Source organism: Haloarcula halobia (assembly GCF_029338255.1).
GTDB classification, from domain to species: domain Archaea; phylum Halobacteriota; class Halobacteria; order Halobacteriales; family Haloarculaceae; genus Haloarcula; species Haloarcula halobia.
This window is the reverse complement of record NZ_CP119787.1, coordinates 1,829,453-1,846,774: the sequence shown is the minus strand read 5'-3', so window position 1 is coordinate 1,846,774 and position 17,322 is coordinate 1,829,453. Positions and strand designations below refer to the sequence as shown.

Annotated in this window: 15 protein-coding genes and 1 tRNA gene; 8 read left to right on the top strand and 8 right to left on the bottom strand. The window is 63.5% G+C overall.

Annotation, left to right across the window (positions count from 1 at the left end):
• Positions 1-95: 95 nt before the first annotated feature.
• From P1K88_RS09880 to P1K88_RS09855, 6 genes are all read right to left on the bottom strand, one after another.
• Positions 96-3,251 carry a PAS domain S-box protein gene (locus P1K88_RS09880; protein ID WP_276410011.1) on the bottom strand — a complete coding sequence of 1,052 codons (3,156 nt, stop codon included), beginning with the start codon at positions 3,249-3,251 and terminating at the stop codon, positions 96-98.
• A 404-nt stretch (positions 3,252-3,655) separates the two neighbouring features.
• Complete coding sequence (locus tag P1K88_RS09875; RefSeq protein WP_276410010.1) at positions 3,656-3,979, bottom strand: DUF7521 family protein; 324 nt, start codon at positions 3,977-3,979, stop codon at positions 3,656-3,658.
• Positions 3,979-4,320 (bottom strand): winged helix-turn-helix domain-containing protein, encoded by a 342-nt coding sequence (locus P1K88_RS09870; protein WP_276410009.1) that lies wholly within the window; start codon positions 4,318-4,320, stop codon positions 3,979-3,981. The genes P1K88_RS09875 and P1K88_RS09870 overlap by 1 nt, the downstream gene beginning before the upstream one ends.
• 106 nt (positions 4,321-4,426) lie before the next feature.
• A complete protein-coding gene (locus P1K88_RS09865; protein ID WP_276410008.1) occupies positions 4,427-5,608 on the bottom strand; it encodes a hypothetical protein in 1,182 nt (393 codons plus the stop codon).
• Positions 5,609-5,905: 297 nt separating this feature from the next.
• Positions 5,906-6,964, bottom strand: a complete 1,059-nt coding sequence (locus P1K88_RS09860; protein ID WP_276410007.1) for a hypothetical protein — start codon at positions 6,962-6,964, stop codon at positions 5,906-5,908.
• Positions 6,957-8,153 carry an NAD(P)/FAD-dependent oxidoreductase gene (locus tag P1K88_RS09855; RefSeq protein WP_276410006.1) on the bottom strand — a complete coding sequence of 399 codons (1,197 nt, stop codon included), beginning with the start codon at positions 8,151-8,153 and terminating at the stop codon, positions 6,957-6,959. The genes P1K88_RS09860 and P1K88_RS09855 overlap by 8 nt, the downstream gene beginning before the upstream one ends.
• Positions 8,154-8,787: 634 nt before the next feature.
• Between P1K88_RS09855 and glmU the strand changes: the two genes are divergently transcribed.
• The 4 genes from glmU to P1K88_RS09835 all read left to right on the top strand — a co-directional run bounded on the left by glmU (position 8,788) and on the right by P1K88_RS09835 (position 11,471).
• Positions 8,788-9,969, top strand: coding sequence for a bifunctional sugar-1-phosphate nucleotidylyltransferase/acetyltransferase (gene glmU / locus P1K88_RS09850; protein WP_276410005.1), 1,182 nt, complete (start codon positions 8,788-8,790; stop codon positions 9,967-9,969).
• Positions 9,970-10,034: 65 nt separating this feature from the next.
• Positions 10,035-10,220 (top strand): DUF7576 family protein, encoded by a 186-nt coding sequence (locus P1K88_RS09845; RefSeq protein WP_276410004.1) that lies wholly within the window; start codon positions 10,035-10,037, stop codon positions 10,218-10,220.
• 67 nt (positions 10,221-10,287) lie between these two features.
• Entirely contained in the window at positions 10,288-10,503 is a 216-nt protein-coding gene (locus tag P1K88_RS09840; RefSeq protein ID WP_276410003.1) for a hypothetical protein, read from the top strand.
• 53 nt (positions 10,504-10,556) lie between these two features.
• Positions 10,557-11,471 (top strand): DUF6544 family protein, encoded by a 915-nt coding sequence (locus P1K88_RS09835; RefSeq protein WP_276410002.1) that lies wholly within the window; start codon positions 10,557-10,559, stop codon positions 11,469-11,471.
• Between the two features lie 259 nt (positions 11,472-11,730).
• Here P1K88_RS09835 and P1K88_RS09830 read toward each other — a convergent pair.
• Both P1K88_RS09830 and P1K88_RS09825 read right to left on the bottom strand, forming a co-directional pair.
• A tRNA-Glu gene (locus P1K88_RS09830) sits at positions 11,731-11,805 on the bottom strand.
• 109 nt (positions 11,806-11,914) lie between these two features.
• Positions 11,915-13,063 (bottom strand): helix-turn-helix transcriptional regulator, encoded by a 1,149-nt coding sequence (locus tag P1K88_RS09825; protein ID WP_276410001.1) that lies wholly within the window; start codon positions 13,061-13,063, stop codon positions 11,915-11,917.
• 206 nt (positions 13,064-13,269) lie between these two features.
• Here P1K88_RS09825 and P1K88_RS09820 point away from each other — a divergent pair, with 206 nt between their 5' ends.
• The 4 genes from P1K88_RS09820 to P1K88_RS09805 are packed head-to-tail and all read left to right on the top strand — an operon-like array spanning position 13,270 to position 17,255.
• The gene (locus tag P1K88_RS09820; RefSeq protein ID WP_276410000.1) at positions 13,270-14,400 is read left to right on the top strand and encodes a branched-chain amino acid ABC transporter permease; all 1,131 of its coding nucleotides are present in this window, start codon (positions 13,270-13,272) and stop codon (positions 14,398-14,400) included.
• Positions 14,397-15,677: a branched-chain amino acid ABC transporter permease gene (locus tag P1K88_RS09815; RefSeq protein WP_276409999.1), complete on the top strand. Its 1,281-nt coding sequence runs from the start codon at positions 14,397-14,399 to the stop codon at positions 15,675-15,677. The genes P1K88_RS09820 and P1K88_RS09815 overlap by 4 nt, the downstream gene beginning before the upstream one ends.
• Positions 15,670-16,503 carry an ABC transporter ATP-binding protein gene (locus P1K88_RS09810; protein WP_276409998.1) on the top strand — a complete coding sequence of 278 codons (834 nt, stop codon included), beginning with the start codon at positions 15,670-15,672 and terminating at the stop codon, positions 16,501-16,503. The genes P1K88_RS09815 and P1K88_RS09810 overlap by 8 nt, the downstream gene beginning before the upstream one ends.
• Positions 16,500-17,255 (top strand): ABC transporter ATP-binding protein, encoded by a 756-nt coding sequence (locus P1K88_RS09805; protein WP_276409997.1) that lies wholly within the window; start codon positions 16,500-16,502, stop codon positions 17,253-17,255. The genes P1K88_RS09810 and P1K88_RS09805 overlap by 4 nt, the downstream gene beginning before the upstream one ends.
• Positions 17,256-17,322 lie beyond the last annotated feature (67 nt).

Below are 17,322 nucleotides of genomic sequence, written 5' to 3'. Positions count from 1 at the left end.
GAGTCGTCCCGGGAGCGTTCCTCGGCGTGCTGACCCGGCCCGACTCCATCGGAGCCACCGACGACACAGTGCCGACAAGGATACGGTGACCGCTACTACTCGGCGGGTTCCGCCAATGGGTTCGGGATGCCGTCGGCCCCGAACAGGATCTCGAACCGCGGACCGCCACCCTCGGCATCGGTCACGGATATCGTCCAGCCGTGGGCCTCGACGATCTCCGAGACGATAGCCAATCCGACCCCGGTTCCGGTGGGACTATCGGTGTAGCCGAAGCCGAAGATGTGGGGCTGTCTCGCCCGTGGAATCGGTTCCCCGTCGTTTTCGATGAACACCCCAGCCCCGTCCGATAGTGACCCCACGGTGATAGTGACGTCCGCGCCCCCATGTTCAACGGCGTTTCGAAAGAGGTTGCTGAACACCTGTTCCAGACGAGACCCATCCCCGGGCCGGGTTGGCAAGTCTCCCTCGATAACGAGGGTCGCACTACTGGGGACGGCCGTCCCGGCCGCTTCGACGACGGTTCGGAAATCAGTCGGTTCCGGGTCGGATATCGATTTGCCCTGACGCGCGAGAGTCAGCAAATCGTTGATGAACTGCTCCATGCGAGCGTGAGCCTGATCGACCCGCTCGAACAGCTGCTCGTCGTTCGTTTCCAGTGCGAGTTCGAGGAACCCCCGTGCGGCCGTCAACGGGCCACGAATGTCGTGTGCTACAACGCTGGCGAACTCGTCGAGTTGTTCGTTCTGGCGCTCGAGTTCTTCGCGCCGCCGGTTCAGCAACCGGCGGTCAGAGACGCTGTTCAAGGCGGCTGTGAGCGTGTCTGACAGCGTCTCGAGGAGGTCGACGTCGCTGTCACCGAACGCATCTGTCGCAGTCGAGGAGACGGCAAACACCCCGTACCTCCCGATCGGAACGATGATTTCCGAGTGCAGCTCCGTTTCGGGGTTGAAGATATCAGCGCGGTCCGCTGACGAATCCAGTCGCTGTATCTCGCCGGTCGTAAACGCCTCCCAAAACAGTCCCTCACCGCGCTGTACCGTCGGTGCTGGTCCGACTACCTCCCGGGCTGTGTCGGTTTCTGCCAGCGGTCGCAGGACGTCGTCGGTATCGTCGTAGATCCACATTGCACACACTGGATACCCGAGGGCCTCGGCAGCCGTCTCAACAGCGATGGTCCCCACCTCCGTCTCGTCCGTAACTGCCAGGAGTTGCCGCGTCGCCCGTCGCAAGGCGTCGATTCGGCTCTCTGACCGTTTCTGGGCCGTGATATCTGCAAACGTCGCGACGACACCACTGTACGTGCCGCTCGTGGCTTCTATCGGTGCCGCGTTGAGGGCCAGGGTACGAACTGTGCCATCCGGACGTGTCTGTGAGAGTTCGTACCCGGTGAGTGTCTCTCCAGCGAGAACGCGGTCAAACAGTTCCGTAAGCGTCTCTCGCATCGAGCTCGGGACTGCGGGAAAGGTCGAGCCGACGGCTTCGGATTCCGGCACGCCGAACATCGTCTCCGCGGCGTCATTCCACCGTTTGACCGCCGCGTCCGTATCCAGTTCGACGATTGCCAGCGGCGAGGTCGATAACACAGAGGACAGTTCGTCGCGTGCCGTCCTCAGCACCGCCTCCTGTTGCTCGTGTTGTAACTCGAACTCCAGCCACTGGATGAGTAATTCGACGAACGTACGCTCGAACTGCGAGAACGGTTGGTCTCGGGGTTCGGAGTCCGCGAAGCAGACCGTTCCGTACACCTCGCCGTCGACCTCGATTTTCCCACCGAGATAACAGTGGAGATCGAATCTCTGGTACGCCGGGTCGTCTTCCCACCCTTCAGACGGTGCATTTTCGACGCCGACCAACCCGTCCGCGACAACCGTTTTGCGGCAATAGGCTTCTTCGAGCGGTGCCGAAGCCCCACTTTGAAGCGCTTCGTGCGTGCCCAGGGCCTCCACGATGTGCTGTGTCCCGTCGTCGATCCGTGTCAGAAACCCGTACCCGAGACCCAGCCGTTCTCGCCCGACATCCAGTAACGCCTCTATCCGCTCGGGAGACGATAAGTCGCTCTGTGACCCACGCCGATACAGGTCACTGAGTGCCTGTTCGTTTGCCTGTAGTGCTGTCTGGTACTGCTCGCGTTCGGTCACGTCGACTGCGACGCCTATCACTCCCTCTAGGGTACCGTTCTCAGCGTGTGTCGGTTCGAACCATGCGTCGAGCGTCAGACCCCCGATGTCTATCGTCTCTCTCACGGCATTCCCATCCAGTGCCTCGCGCGCGGCGTCACATATCGCGTCGTTCCCTGCAAACACGTCGAAAATTGACCGCCCGATACTCCGGTCAGCATCGATATCGAGTGCAGTGACTTGACGGCCTTTCAGCTGGGTAAACCGCCCATCCTCATCGATTTCGAACAGGACCACGGGAACGTTGTCGGTGAGCGCGGTCAGCGCCTCCGTCTGTTCACTGAGTTCCACCGCGAGCTGTTTGCGTTCAGTGATGTCTCTCGCAAATCCGGCGTGGCGTATCAGCTCACCGTCGTCGTCGTAGATGGGGACACCTTCGACCCAGACCCACCGCCCGAACCCTTCGCCCTCGTTGACGCGGTATTCGACAGTGACGCGAGAGCCGTTGGACATCCTCTCCATCGCGTTTCGGACGATATCGCGATCGTCAGGGTTGACTCCCGCGAGAAAGTCGGTGGGATCTGCTGTGAGCGAATCGGTAGACCGCCCCCAGACCGTTTCGTATGCGTCGTTGATGTACAAGCACTGTTCCCAATCGGCGCTAAACATCCAGAACACGTCGGGGCTTGCTTCCGTGAGGAGCGACAATCTGTCACGAGTCGCTTCCAGTTCGGCCTGTTTTCGTTTCTCGTCAGTCACATCGCGCATGAGAGCGAGGACTCTGTCCGCTCCGGCGATGGTCGTCCGGTGTATGGATACCTCGGTTGTGCGGATCTCACCGTCCGCACGTTCGATGAACCACTGGAACGTTTGGTCGCCGCTAAAGGCATCCTCAACGAGCTCGGCGACTGCTGTCTCGACGTGGTCCGGTGACCCAGCCGTGAACTGCGTGACCGGCCGGCCTCTGAGTGTCCCGACGCTGTACCCGGTCAACTCCGCGGCCGCCGGATTCACATCGACTATCGAGCCGTTCGCCGGATCGTACACGAAAATTGCGTCGGAAACCCCCTCGAAGACCTGTCTGTAGAAAGTCCCCTCACTCCGTGACTCTGGGTCTGAGTGAGTGTCAGCCATACCAGCACTAACTATACAGTATATAAATACGTGTTGCGTATCAGGTAGAAGTACCGCACCCCTATCGGTATGTCGGGGTCACGTGTTGGAGGGCGTCTCGTACGTATCTGCCGGGCATCGATTGTTTGTTCAGTGGTGAAAATGCTCTCGGCAGTGTGCCCCGCAAAGCGAGACGTGACTCCGTGTGGGCTGTGTGCCCGCAATTCAGTGGTTGCGCCAGCTGTCCACTCTCTGTCAGTACCGGGATGACCGAGACAGCGGATGAATTCAGCGACCGACCGTTCCGTACAGGGAGTCCAGGGGAAAACCCGTGTGTCAGGGCGGGGAGGACGTCGATCATTCCACGGGAATTGGTGTCTCGTCCTGTCGACACCGAATAGTGCCGTGTGGATGGGACCGCCTCGTCAGGTCGTCGTCGCGACCCGCAGTGAGTACGCGATGCACCCCAATCCGACTACCTGTGTCACGCGTACCAGCAGGCGAAACACGCTCTGTAGGTGGATCGGAACGACCCGGAACGCGATAAGTCCCTGTCCGGCGACGGCGAGCAGGTATGTCAATCCAAAGAGGAGGATCATACCCACGGAGAGCCACCGCATCGATGGGTCGTCGTTGCGTCGCAGTCCACGATACGCTTGATAACCGATGTAGACCCCGATCACGGCCGACGCGGTCGCGGCGATTCCGGCGAGGACACTGATCGGCGAATCCAGACCGAACACGACCATCAGAACCGCCCCCACAATTCGGTCAATTGATCTGCGATGTCGGCTTGCTGTCGGTCGATCTCCCACGATAGAGAGCCATTCCGGACAGCGAGTTCGAAGCGGTTGAGCCGGGAGACGTACACAGCCTCATGATGACCGTCTGAGCGCGGACGCGTCTGTTCCGCCACGAGATCTGCATCGCGTAGTCGGTCGAGTCGTCGATAGATAGACGTCGTCGACAGGCCACAGTGCTCGCCGAGTTCGTTGGCCGACATCGGACGCTCGCTCGTGGCGGCCAGTATCGACCGGACGTGCTCGTCATCGAGGAGAGTGAGGACGGTTGCGAGGTCCGAATCGGTCATCGATATGTCACGGGTACTATCCCTCGTACATAGTTTGTGGAGGTCCGGATGGGGTGTGGAACGGTGCAAACGCTGCTGTGACGTGCTCCTCGGGGTAACCGCTTCACTAGTCATCGGTGGTCCTCTGCAAGTCGGCACCGAAGAGGACGTGGAATCTCACATCACCGGCCGAATAGACGAGATTCAACCCCCTCGCGTCCGGCTGGTTTTCCAGGTCGACTGTCGCAGTCGAACCCCGTTCGATAGATTTCTGTGCAGTCCAGAGCGGGTGTTTGTCGATTCTGCCGGGGGCGGACTGGGATTCGAGATCGTAGAAGAGTCTATGGGCGGGAACAGACTCTCCCGCCTCGTGTCGGACGGTCGCCTGCATTGGCTCGTCTCCGTACGTCAGACCCCACGTTACTTGCGGGAGGTCGTACTCGGGAGGCAGTTCATCGGTGTCGTCGAGCGGGATTCGCGTTTCCACCGTGGCGAACCGATCGTCGACGGAGACGTCGAACGTCTCGGCTTCGGATGTGAACCGATAGTCTTCCTCCCGGAGACCACGCTCCAGTGCCTCCCTCGTGGCCACGTTGTCGGGCTGCTGGTAATAGTAGAAGACCACCTGATAGGCGGCTTCCTCGTCGAACCGGAAGGCGTCTGCCATCAGCACCGGACGGCCAGTCGGGTCGTGGATAGCTGTGTTGACGCCGAGATACGGATTACTTCCGGCGGCAGTGACGAGTCGGTCGAACGCCCGGTTCTCCTCGTGATATCGAAGCCGGTGTCCGGTGCCCGCATCGATGATGGCGTCGAGATTCGGCGCCGCATGTCGATACGCGCTCGTCCACACGATGGCGTCGTCTCCGACCGCAACACGGCGAACGGTGTCCGACCGAGCGAAGACCGTGAAATCCCGATACTCGCCCGTCCGCTCGTACCCGCTGTCTGCGACAGTCCCAATCACGGCCGACGGCTCGAACGATGCTTCGATTACAGTTCCAAAGCGGGAACTCACCACCCGATCGTAACTCTCGAAGCCGATGCCGAAGTAATCGAGACTCGCTTTCAGGTGAGCCCGTCCGGCGACGAATTTTTCGGGTGCATCCGGGCGACGCGTCGTCGAATCGAGAGCCACGAAGTGGTACGGTCCATCGAATCGATCGAGGCTGGAAGGGGCTGGGAGCCACTTTCGGTACGTCGGATCTGATGCGGGTGGTGCGTCGAGACGTCCATACCGCTGGTCGTCACCGAGAGGGGGGAGGCTGGAGAGACAGCCGGCCGTCAGAACCGACAGCGAGCCAGCCACTGCGGTACCGCTCCGGGTGAGGAACTGTCTTCGAGTCCGATCGGGGGAGGGCCGATATGAGTCAGGGGGCATCCTACAGGACGAGCATCCAGCGGCAAGCGAATATAAATGGCCCATCGACCACAGATGGTCGCAGAGCGACGATGGTTTTTTATAGGGTGATCGAACACGCCGGGGTCGATCCCTCGAGATCCCACAGAGATCCGTGAGTGTCCTCGTCAGACCGTCCCGTGCCGCCACGAAACGGTCCGGGGATCTCGCTGGCACACTGCTCTAAACTAACCACTGCCGGGTCACCTAGAGCATGTCTGAAAGGTAAATCTGGAAGATGGTGATCAAGATTGGCAGCAGGATTGACCCGGCAAGTCTAGTGAGGATGCTCAGTTGTAGCGGATAGAGGCTTACAGAGTTATAATTCTCGAAGTTCCGCTGTACTCGCTGCAGTTCCAGTCGCTTGTTCAGTTCCGAGATTTCATTCTTATCCGGAGTATGTATCTGCTGCTCTACCGTGGCATACTGCTGTCTGAGATCCTCGAGTACCGAATCGCGATATCGTTGGGCGCGCCGGTTCACGATGACCGTCGGATACAGGAACGAGAGGAATATCGTCAAGATGTAGATGCCGGTGATGCCAAATATGACTGCAGTCGTACCACCCGACTCTGCAAAATAAAAGAGCAGGGGGAGAAACAAGGAGGCCGACGAAAAGAGGAGCGTTGTCCGGATCGCGATCGATCCGACGATACTCAGTCCCCCCAGTCCATCGGGATGGAGAGGATCTATCTCTAAATCGTACGTCGTTATTTCATGGATTAGTAGCATCGTCGTAACTGGGCCGACGAACCCGTGTCCGAGAACGGCTCCGATGTAGATGCCGTATGCGTATGTCGTGTAGAGAAAGAGAGCGCCTGCCCCACTCATGCCCATCGTTGTCAGTGCGGGCTCACTGACATAGATGATCGACACGATGCTGATCGTCCAGAACACCGACACCGAAAGTCGATGGCGGGCAAAAAATTCGTTGTACTTCTTCGCTATGCTAGCACGTTCTTGTTCGTCAGCGAGCAGTTCTGAGAAGCTCGTGAAAAACTCCGGGAGAACTCGCTCGTCATAATACCAGATGAGATACGGTGCGATGTTGACCCACAGTAATCCAAGAGCAGATGAGTAGATGAAGACTGGCGTCAGAGTCTCCCAAAAGAGGACGGAGTAGATCACTGCCAACACGTTCCAGGGCATAGAGAACTTCAGAATCCCCAGGATCAGTGGGTTCTCTATCCCCCATAGCCCCTGTTCTAGTCGTTCACTCACCCAGTGGGTGTCGTAATCGAATTTATCGTAGGTACGCTCAGGCATTCGTATACTCCCACGAATCGGTGTAGGCATCGAAGAGGCGCTTTATGATTCCCCCATTCGCCACTAATCTGGTGGCCACACTCGGTGACCTCAAGAGTCGTCGAATCACGACGTTCGGCCGTCGAGTAATGTCATCGATCGTTAAACCCTCAAGCGCTTCGGCGACATCGGCCAGTAACGCTGGATCTTCGTGTTCGACCCACGCACCCCGCATCAGGTGTGCCAACCTGTATTCCGATTTCATGGTATCGTACAGCCGTGCGGAATACTCCTCTTCGTTCCCGGCCGCGATCAAGTCCGCCAGCAGATACGAGGACCGGATTCCCTGACAGATGCCTTCGCCCTGATACCGGTTAGCTATACCTGCCGCATCGCCGACGAGGAACACGTCTGATTCAGGGTGATGTGTCTTCGTTGGATCGAGGCTCGGTCCACGCGGAATTGTGTAAATATTCACGTCCGATCTGTCCGGGACGGGGAATCCATTGCGTTTTGCCGCCGCTTCGAATGCACTCATGTAGTCGTCCGGTCGCTGATCGCCCGCCCAGCCGATACCGACATTCGCATGGGTCCTGGACTTCGGAAACGACCACGAGTAGCCAACGTACCCCTCGAAATAGATCCGGGGATACTCGACGTAGTCACTGAAATCCCCCTCGACAGTCGCATTCAATGCGACCATGTCGCCCGTGTATTCCGGAACTCGGTCGTGAACCTTGTGTGTGAGAGAGGGTTGCCCCGTCGCATCGACGACGTAGTCGTACTCATCACAGATGTCACGGTATTCTGAATGTGAGACCGAACGACCGGTTTCGAAGAGCACACCGTCCTCCGACAGGGAGTCTGCCCATCGACGTTCGACGACGTCACGATCACAGATATAGCCCGCTTCACATCGGAGATCCGAGGTACCCAACGGCGTCTCGGTTGCACGCCGATTCATGCCACTGTACACCCGAAGCTGGAACCCACGGACGTTGTTCAGGAAACCGTTTGCTTCGGTCTTCTCGAGCGGTACGAGTGTAGAATCATTGATTGCCTCCCCACAATCGACTCGCTTGTTGTCATACTCTTGTCGCTCGAATACGCGAACCTCGCCTATCTTGCTCACATCAGCAAGACTGTCTGCGGCCGCAAGTCCGGAAACCGAACCGCCAATCACTGCGACGTCGTCCGAAGCTGATTCCATCTTTTCACAACAGGTCGCCCCAGGGACATTATAATTTGGGGAAAGTCCGACGTAATACCGGGGAAATTCTCCGCAGAAGGGAGATATCCCGAATTTTAGACAGTAATAGGCGGCAATTGTGGTCATCATCGGATGGGTTTTTACGTCGACACGGTCGCCTCCGAACGTCGCTCGGTTCTCGAACGCCAGAGACGAGCAGTGGTCGCGGGTTCTGCAAGGAGCTGATCCGATGGCGTGTTCGACTGTGACCGTCCAGGCGGTGATTCCAGCGCGTATCGCCGGTCACCGCGTGCCTCGGTTTTCGGTTCTCGAACCGGTAGCGGAGACGTAGACGGGACGCCCGACCCTGGCGAGAAAGTTCACAGAGCCGCCGAGGAGGACGAACGACGACTCGGCCGAGATCCGGTCGAGCTGGATTCGACCGGTTTCGTCGCGGTGGGCAACTTCGTCGGCGGACTCGGTTCGGTCACGTGTACCCGCGTCGCCCAGGTGAAGGGAACGTGCGAATCTGGCGAGTGAGCCGACGAAGCGAACGTTCTGCCCCGCCCCGCTTGCTCACCGACCGGCTGTGACAGTGAACACTGGCGATTCCGACAGCAGTAGGTATTTTTCGGGGCCGCGTGACGTCTCGTGCATGCAAGCTGTCGTACTCGCGGCCGGCGAGGGGACTCGAATGCGGCCGTTGACCGCACAGACGCCGAAGCCGATGCTGCAGGTGGCCGACCGGCCGCTGGTCGCACACACAGCCGACACCGCCGTGAACGCGGGCGCCGACGAACTCATCTTCGTCGTCGGCTACGAGGCGGCCGACGTCCGGTCGTACTTCGGCGACACCTACCGGGGCGTCCCCGTGACCTTCGCCGTCCAGGAGGAGCAACTCGGGACGGCCGACGCCGTCGACGCCGCCAGTGCGCATCTGGACGGCCCCTTTGCCGTCCTGAACGGCGACAACCTCTACGACCAGGCGAGCGTCTCGGCGCTGTTCGACGCTGCCCCGGCCATCGCCGCCTACCGCGTCGAGGACCCGCGGAACTACGGTGTGCTCTCGACGGACGGCGAGACGGTGACCGGAATCGTCGAGAAGCCCGACGACCCGCCGACGGAGCTCGCGAACGCCGGCGCGTACGTCTTCCCCGCCGAAGCCCGGGACTGGCTGGACGTCCCGCTGAGCGAACGGGGCGAGCGCGAGATAACGGACGTCCTCGCGCGGGTCGTCGACGAGTACTCCGTAACGGCCGTCGAAGTAGCGCAGTGGCTCGACGTGGGCCGCCCGTGGGAACTGCTGGAGGCAAACGAGTGGAAGCTCGCGGACATGGAACGGCGCATCGACGGCGACGTGCGGGGCGACGCCGACCTCAGGGGCACCGTCGTCGTCGAAGCGGGAGCCGTCGTCGAACCGGGCGTCACCATCGAGGGGCCCACGCTCGTCGAGTCCGGCGCCCACGTCGGCCCGAACGCCTACATCCGGGGCGCGACGCTCGTCGGCGAGGACTGTCACGTCGGCCACGGCGTCGAGGTCAAGAACACCGTGGTGTTCGCGGGGTCGAACGTCCCGCACGTCTCGTACGTCGGGGACAGCGTCCTCGGCAGCGACGTCAACCTCGGTGCTGGCACGCAGGTGGCGAACCTCCGCCACGACGACGACCCGGTCCGGATGACCGTCAAGGGCGAGCGCGTCTCCACCGGCCGGCGGAAATTCGGCGTCGTCGCCGGCGACGGCGCGAGGACGGCCATCAACACCAGCCTCAACGCCGGGGTGGTCCTCTCCCCCGGGGCGACGACGGTGCCCGGCGAGAGCGTCACGCGCGACCGGTAGTGCGGGACGTTTTCTCGGCACGAATATGTGGGATTAAGTACGGCCGATTCCACTCTCGGGTAAGAATGGTCGACCCGACATCGGATCACCACGAGGATATCGACGAGGAGGACGCGCCGAACTGTGCGACCTGTGGCGACCCCATCGCCAACGAAGTGACACACCGAGTCATCACGTGGATAGAGGAGGGGACCGTCCAGACGGCGCACTTCTGTGACGAGGACTGCCGGATGAACTGGGACACGGAGTAGTCGATCAAAACCCAAACTGATTCTCCAGGACCACTTTTACTCGCCCGGCGGTGGGTCGGCATACGCGGTGCACGGCCGGGGCCGGACGCCGCTGTGGACGACGTCGCTCGTGGCGCTCCTGCTGTCGCTCGGCAGCGTCGGTGCCAGTTACGTGACGACGGCCGACTGGTCTGCGCCGGTGCTCGCAGGCACTCATCAGGCATCGCCGAGGAAAGGGACGCCACGGCCCCGACGGGTCCGGGACCTGCTGGTCAGGGTCACGGGCACGCGCGGCGGTCGATAGTTCGACCGGGCGACCACCACGTTTTATCTCGAGGCATTCGTATCGGCCAGTTGATGGTTTGGTCCCCTGGAGATGGCGTCCCTGCCGGCCGTCGGGCGGCGCTGGCGGTCGCAGGCCTGCTGGGCACCGCCGGACTGGTCGCGGCCGGTATCGAGCGACGCCGGTTCGCCCGCGACGTCGACGCACAGATCGACAGACTGCTCACGGCGGGGTCGGTTCGGGAGGGGGAGTTCGACCGGGACGACCTCGACGGGGTGCCGGCCCCGGTGGCGAGGTACTTCGACGCCGTCCTCGAGCCCGGCCTGCCGTACACGACGGCGGTTCGCCTCGAACAGACCGGCGCGTTCCGCCTCGGCGGTGCCGACGCCTCGTGGCGGCCGCTTGCTGCGACCCAGCACTACACGTCCGCGCCGCCCGGATTCGTCTGGGACGCGACCATCGACCTGGCGCCACTGCTCCCGGTCCGCGTGGTCGACGCCTACGTCGACGGTGCCGGCGTCCTGGAGGCCCGAGTGCTCTCCGCACTCCGGGTCGCAAGAGCGGGGCCGTCACCCGAGATGGACGCGGGCGAGCTGCTCCGGTACCTCGCCGAGGCCGTGTGGTTCCCGACCGCCCTCCTGCCCGGTAGCGGCGTCGAGTGGGAGGCCGTGAGCGACTCGGCGGCGCGGGCGAGACTCGAGCTTCTGGAAACCACCGCCACGGCCGTCTTCCACTTCGACGACGACGGGCTCGTCGAGCGAGTCACTGGCCACCGCTACCGCCAGGCCGCCGACGAGTACGCCCCCTGGACCGGCCGGTTCGAGGCGTACCGGGACCGGAACGGTCGGCTCGTGCCGACGCGGGCGTCGGTCGAGTGGGACCTCCCGGACGGGCCGGTGCCCTACTGGCGGGGAACCCTCGACGCCATCGAGCACCGGACCGAACGGGTGCGGTCCGCGCCGCGGCAGGCGACCCTCTCGGTGCGGTGACTCATACTGCCGGCTGTAGCATCTAGACAATTCTCGGCACCCCGGGGTGTCGAGAATTGTGACGAACTTACAGCCGGCAGTAGCAGAAGGACGACGGGACCGCCACCTCGCTGTCGTTCGCGGCGAGAAGTCGTCAGATGCTCCGTCAGGGATTCGAACCCGAGGCGAGATTCGCTGTGCTCTCTCGCGTGATTCGAAGCCCTTCCATCGCATCGATACGGTTCGGCCTCGCTATCACTCGCCACGAGAAGTCGCAGGATGCTCCGTCAGGGATTCGAACCCTGGTCATCACCGTGAGAGGGTGATATGATTGGCCGGACTACACCAACGGAGCGCATTCGACTGTAACGAGGAGTGACGTATAATCATTGCGCTTCACGGCCGCCCTGTGTGGGTTTCTCACTCGACAGTCCCAGTCGGCGGCGCGGTCGAGGCCCCGCGGGTCACTCCTCGTCGAAGGGCGACTTCGTGGCGTCGGGTTCGTGCCCGGCGAGGCTGATGATGTTCTCGCGGCCCACGCGCAGTTTGCTGATGTCGCCCTCCTCTTCCATGTCCGAGAGGAGCATGCTCACCTTCGATTTCGACCAGTCGGTGCTGTCGACGATGTCGACCTGCTTCATCCGACCGCCGTTCGCCTCCAGGAGCTTCACCACCCGGTCGCTGTCGGTCAGCAGCTCCTCCTCGGCGACGTCGGGTTCGGCTGGCTCCCGGTCGGGCGTCGGCTCGGCGGTTACCACGCCCCCGTCACCGCCCTCGTCGGACCCCCTGGACGCGGCCGCACCGGAGCGCCAGGCCACGGCACCGCCCAGACCGAGTACCACGACGGCAGCGACCGCGAGCAGCATCAGCCACGCCGGCTCGCTGTCAGCCGGGGGAGCGGCCGTCCCGTCGGTCCCGGGCGTCTCCCCGTCCGTGGCTGTCGTCCCGTCGCCCACGGCGGATCGGGGCCCGAACTCGACGAAGGGACGACGGTCGTTGAACGACTGCTCGCCGTTCCAGGTGACGCTGGCGCTGCGGGCCAGCGAGTCCGGCTGACTGATCGAGTCGGGTCTCGGCTGGGCGTCCGTGAACGCGAGCGACGGGCCACGCTCGAAGACCAGCGACTGGCTGGGACCGATGTAGAACCCGCCGGCGAAGACGTCGTTGACGACGACCCGCTCCCCGGAGACGACGGCCAGGTTCGTCCACAGGAACGACATCCGCACGGTGCCGCTGCTCTGTATCGGGTCGACGGCCGCCGACCGCCGGAAGTTCCGCGCGTCCATCTCCCGCCCGGTAGCGTTCGTTCCGACCCGCGTGAGGACGTCGGCCTGCGAGACGAAGTTCGTGTACAGCTGCGTCTCGTTGTTCTCGAAGGCCGCCGCGTAGTCCTCGAACTGCTGCCGTTCGGACTCGTTGTTCAGCGGGGTACGGTGTTCGATGGTCCAGCGCGCCGACCCGTTCTCGTAGACGGTGACGCGGAACGCGGTCTGGTCGAACCCGTCCGGTGTCTGGACCGCTGCGTTCTGCTGGGCACCAGCAGCTACCGGTACTGCACCGATACTGGCGAGGACGAGGAGGCCGACGGCACAGGCAGCGACCGGGCGCGGCATCTACCAACAATGACCCGAGGACCCCATAAAAGCACTGTGAATAGCCCCGAAATCGCCGCTCCGTCCCGCCGCCTTCCGGGGGTTTCGTCACGATACCCGACGAAGGCGGCGACGGGGCCCCACGAACCCGGCATGACCGCGCTCGACCACTGTCTGGACGGCATCAGAGACTTATTTACGCTGGAGGGTACAATGCCTGCCAATAGATGAGTATCGTAGACACAGTAGCTGACGGTCGGCGACTGTTCGTAGCGCGGCCCGGGACGGCGGTTATCGGCGCCGTCGTCGGGTTCCTCGTGCTGGACCTCGTGGTGAAACTCTCCGGTACGTCGGTGTTCTTCTTCGGCGTCAAACTCCTGGGTGGGACGTTGACCGTCTCGTCGCTCGCGTCGATGGTGCTCGACGGCATCCTGGTCGGCCTGGCGGTGGGACTGGCCGGCATCGGTCTGTCGATGACCTACAGCATCCTCGATTTCGCCAACTTCGCCCACGGAGACACCGTGACGGCGGGCGCGTTCATCGGGTGGGTCGCCGCCTACGTCGTCGGTGGCCTGGGGACCGGTGCCTCGCTGGCCGACCTGTTCATGTTCGGCTCTGGCCAGCAGCTCAGCGCGCTTACCGCACTCGGGCCGGTCCTGCTGGGGCTGGTCGTCGCCGGCGTGGGCACCGTCGCCGTGGTGTTGCTCGTCGACCGACTGACCTACCGCCCGATGCGAGACGCGGGCAACATCTCCCTGCTCATCGCCTCCATCGGCGTCGCCCTCGCGATGCGGTATATCATCGCTTTCGTCTTCGGGACACAGACGAGCGGCGTCGCGACCAGTGGTGTCCAGTTCGTCCTGCTTGACCTGGCGGGCCAGCGCGCGGTGACCATCACCGACAACGAACTCGCCCTGCTGGTCGTCGCCGTCGCCCTGATGCTGGGCGTCCACCTCCTGCTCCAGCGGACCAAACTCGGGAAGGCGATGCGGGCGATGGCCGACAACGAGGACCTGGCACTGGTCAGCGGCATCCCGACCGAACGCGTCATCCGCCTGACCTGGATTCTCGGCGGCGGCCTGGCCGGCGTCGGCGGCTACCTGCTCGTCCTGGAGAGTGGGACCATCTCGTTTAACTTCGGCTGGATTCTCCTCTTGCTCATCTTCGCGGCGGTCATCGTGGGGGGCATCGGGTCGATATACGGTGCGATGGCCGGGGGCGTGCTCATCGGCCTCGTCGACAGCCTGGCGCTCATCTGGCTCCCGTCCGGGCTGACGCGCGCGGCGGCGTTCCTCGTGCTCATCGTCGTCCTGTTGCTCCGTCCGTCCGGCATCTTCGGGGGGGTGACCACCGCATGAGCGAACCGACGGTCCGCGACAGACTCGACGCGCTGCCCGACATCGTCCTCGTCGGCGGCTACATCGTGGCCATCTGGCTGACGTTGGTCGTCCTCGCACGCGTCGTTGGCGGCAGTCAGTGGCCGAACCTCGCGGCCGGGTTCGTCGGTAGCGTCACCGTCCTCATCGGCGCCTACGCGATTCTGACGCTCGCGCTCAACCTCCAGTGGGGGTACACCGGACTGTTCAACATCGGCGTCGCCGGGTTCATGGCCGTCGGCGCGTACACGATGGCGATACTGACCGCGCCGGGCGACCCGGGTGCCGGCGGCGTCCCGGGATTCGGCCTCCCGCTGGTCGTCGGCGTCGTCGGCGGGATGGTGGTCGCAGCCGTCGTCGGCGGCCTCGCGGCGCTCCCGGCGCTGCGGCTGAAGGCCGACTACCTGGCCATCGTGACCGTCGCGCTCTCGGAGATCATCCGGCTGTTCGTCAACTGGAGCGGCGTGGCCGAGATAACCCTGTTCGGTGCGACGTTCGGGACCGGGGGCGCGACGGGCATCTCGTTTGCGGCCCCCGACGACGTCGTTGCCGACCTCGTGACCGGCGTCGGCGGCCCGTTCGTCTCGGCCGCCGGGGCCGTCGGGGTCTCGAGTCCGAACGTGGTCAACATCGCCTACGGCCTCGCGCTGCTGGCCGTGGTCGCCGGCTCGTACTGGGTGCTGACCCGCCTCTCGAACTCGCCCTTCGGCCGGGTTTTGAAGGCCATCCGCGAGGACGAGACGGTCACGCAATCACTCGGGAAGGACACCCGCCTGTTCAAGATCAAGGCGTTCATGATCGGCTGTGCGCTGATGGGGCTCGCGGGCATCCTCTTTCGCGGCGGTGCGGGCTACATCAGCCCCCAGCAGTTCCGCCCCGCCATCACGTTCTACGTGTTCGCGGCGCTCATCATCGGCGGGTCGGGATCGAACACGGGCAGCATCCTCGGCGCGGCGACGTTCTCGGCGCTGCTCTTTTACCTCCCGGCGCGGATCGGCGAGAACATCCCGCTGGGTGGCGGCGGGTCGGCGGGCAACATCGTCGAGGCCGTCGCCGCACTCGGCGCGCTCGACCCGACGCCCTTCGTCGCGTACACGGTCGGGAACATCAGCACGCTCCGGTTCGTCCTCATCGGCGTCGTCCTCATCTACATCATCCAGAACCAGCCCAAGGGGCTGCTCGGTCACCGAAACGAACCGGCGGCGAGCGTGGACCTGAACGAGCGACGTGCCGATAGTGGAGGTGGCCACGATGAGTGAGACCGAAACCACGGCCGCGACGGACCGCGAGTTCGCGGTGCGCAGCGACGACATCGCCGACCCGCTGCTCGAGGTGGACGGCCTGCGCAAGGAGTTCGGGGGCGTCACCGCCGTCGACGGCGCGTCCTTCGCGGTCGAGACGGGCGCGCTCACGGGCCTCATCGGGCCGAACGGGGCCGGGAAGTCGACGACGTTCAACTGTATCGCCGGCATCCACACGCCGACTGCCGGCGAGGTCCGCTTCGACGGGACGGACGTCACCGGGCTTCCGCCGTACACGCTCGCGAAGGCCGGTCTCGTCAGGACGTTCCAGATCGCCCGCGAGCTCTCGGAGATGACGGTGCTGGAGAACGTGATGCTCGCCCCCCCGGACCAGGTCGGCGAGTCGGCACTCCGGGCCGTCGCCCCGGGGTTGCGCGCGGGCGTCAAGGACGACGAGCGCGACGTGGTCGACCGGGCCTGGGAGACCCTCGAGTTCTTCGAGATAGACCACCTGGCACACGAGAACGCCGGGACGCTCTCGGGCGGCCAGCGGAAGTTGCTGGAGATGGCACGGGTCCTGATGACCGACCCGGAGATGGTCTTGCTAGACGAACCGCTGGCGGGGGTGAACCCGACGCTAGAGGAGAAGCTGCTCGAACGCATCCACGAACTCCGCGCGGACGGGCTGACCTTCCTGCTGGTCGAACACGACATGGGCGTCATCATGAACCACTGCGAACACATCATCGTGATGCACCAGGGCGCAGTGCTCGCCGAGGGCGACGCGGCGACGATACAGTCCGACGAACGCGTGCTCGAGGCCTACCTCGGAGGTGACGTATGAGCCAGCAGGCACAGCGGTCCGACGAGGTGACGCTGCCGGCCCCCGACAAGAGTCTGCTGGCGGTCCGCGACCTGGACGCCGGCTACGGCGACCTGCAGGTCCTCTCGGACGTCGACATGGACGTCGGCGACGGCGAGTACGTCGTCATCGTCGGCCCGAACGGTGCGGGCAAGTCGACGGTGATGAAGTCCGTCTTCGGCCTGACGACGTACATGGGCGGACAGGTCGTCTTCGACGGCACCGACATCAGTCGACGCTCGCCCGATCAGATCATCCACGAGGGCATCGGCTACGTCCCCCAGAACGAGAACGTCTTCGCGAGCCTGAGCGTCCGCGAGAACCTCGAGATGGGCGCGTACATCCTAGACGAGGTGCCCGAAGACCGGATCGAGCGCATCTACGACCGCTTCCCCATTCTCAGGGAGCGCTCGACGCAGAAGGCGGGGACGCTCTCGGGCGGCCAGCAGCAGATGCTGGCGATGGGCCGGGCCCTGATGCTCGAACCGGACCTCCTCTTGCTCGACGAGCCCTCGGCCGGCCTCGCGCCGGACCTGGTCTCGGAGATGTTCGACCGCATCGACACTATCAACGACGACGGGACGGCCGTCCTGATGGTCGAACAGAACGCCAAGGAGGCGCTGCGACGGTGTGACCGGGGCTACGTCCTCGTCCAGGGGCAGAACCGCTACCAGGACGAGGGCGAGACGCTGCTGAACGACCAGCAGGTCCGCCAGGACTTCCTCGGCGGCTGACCGCCAGGTAGGCGGCGCGAGCGGACCTGGAGACCGCCGGAACCGGGAAACACTTACCACACGGCTC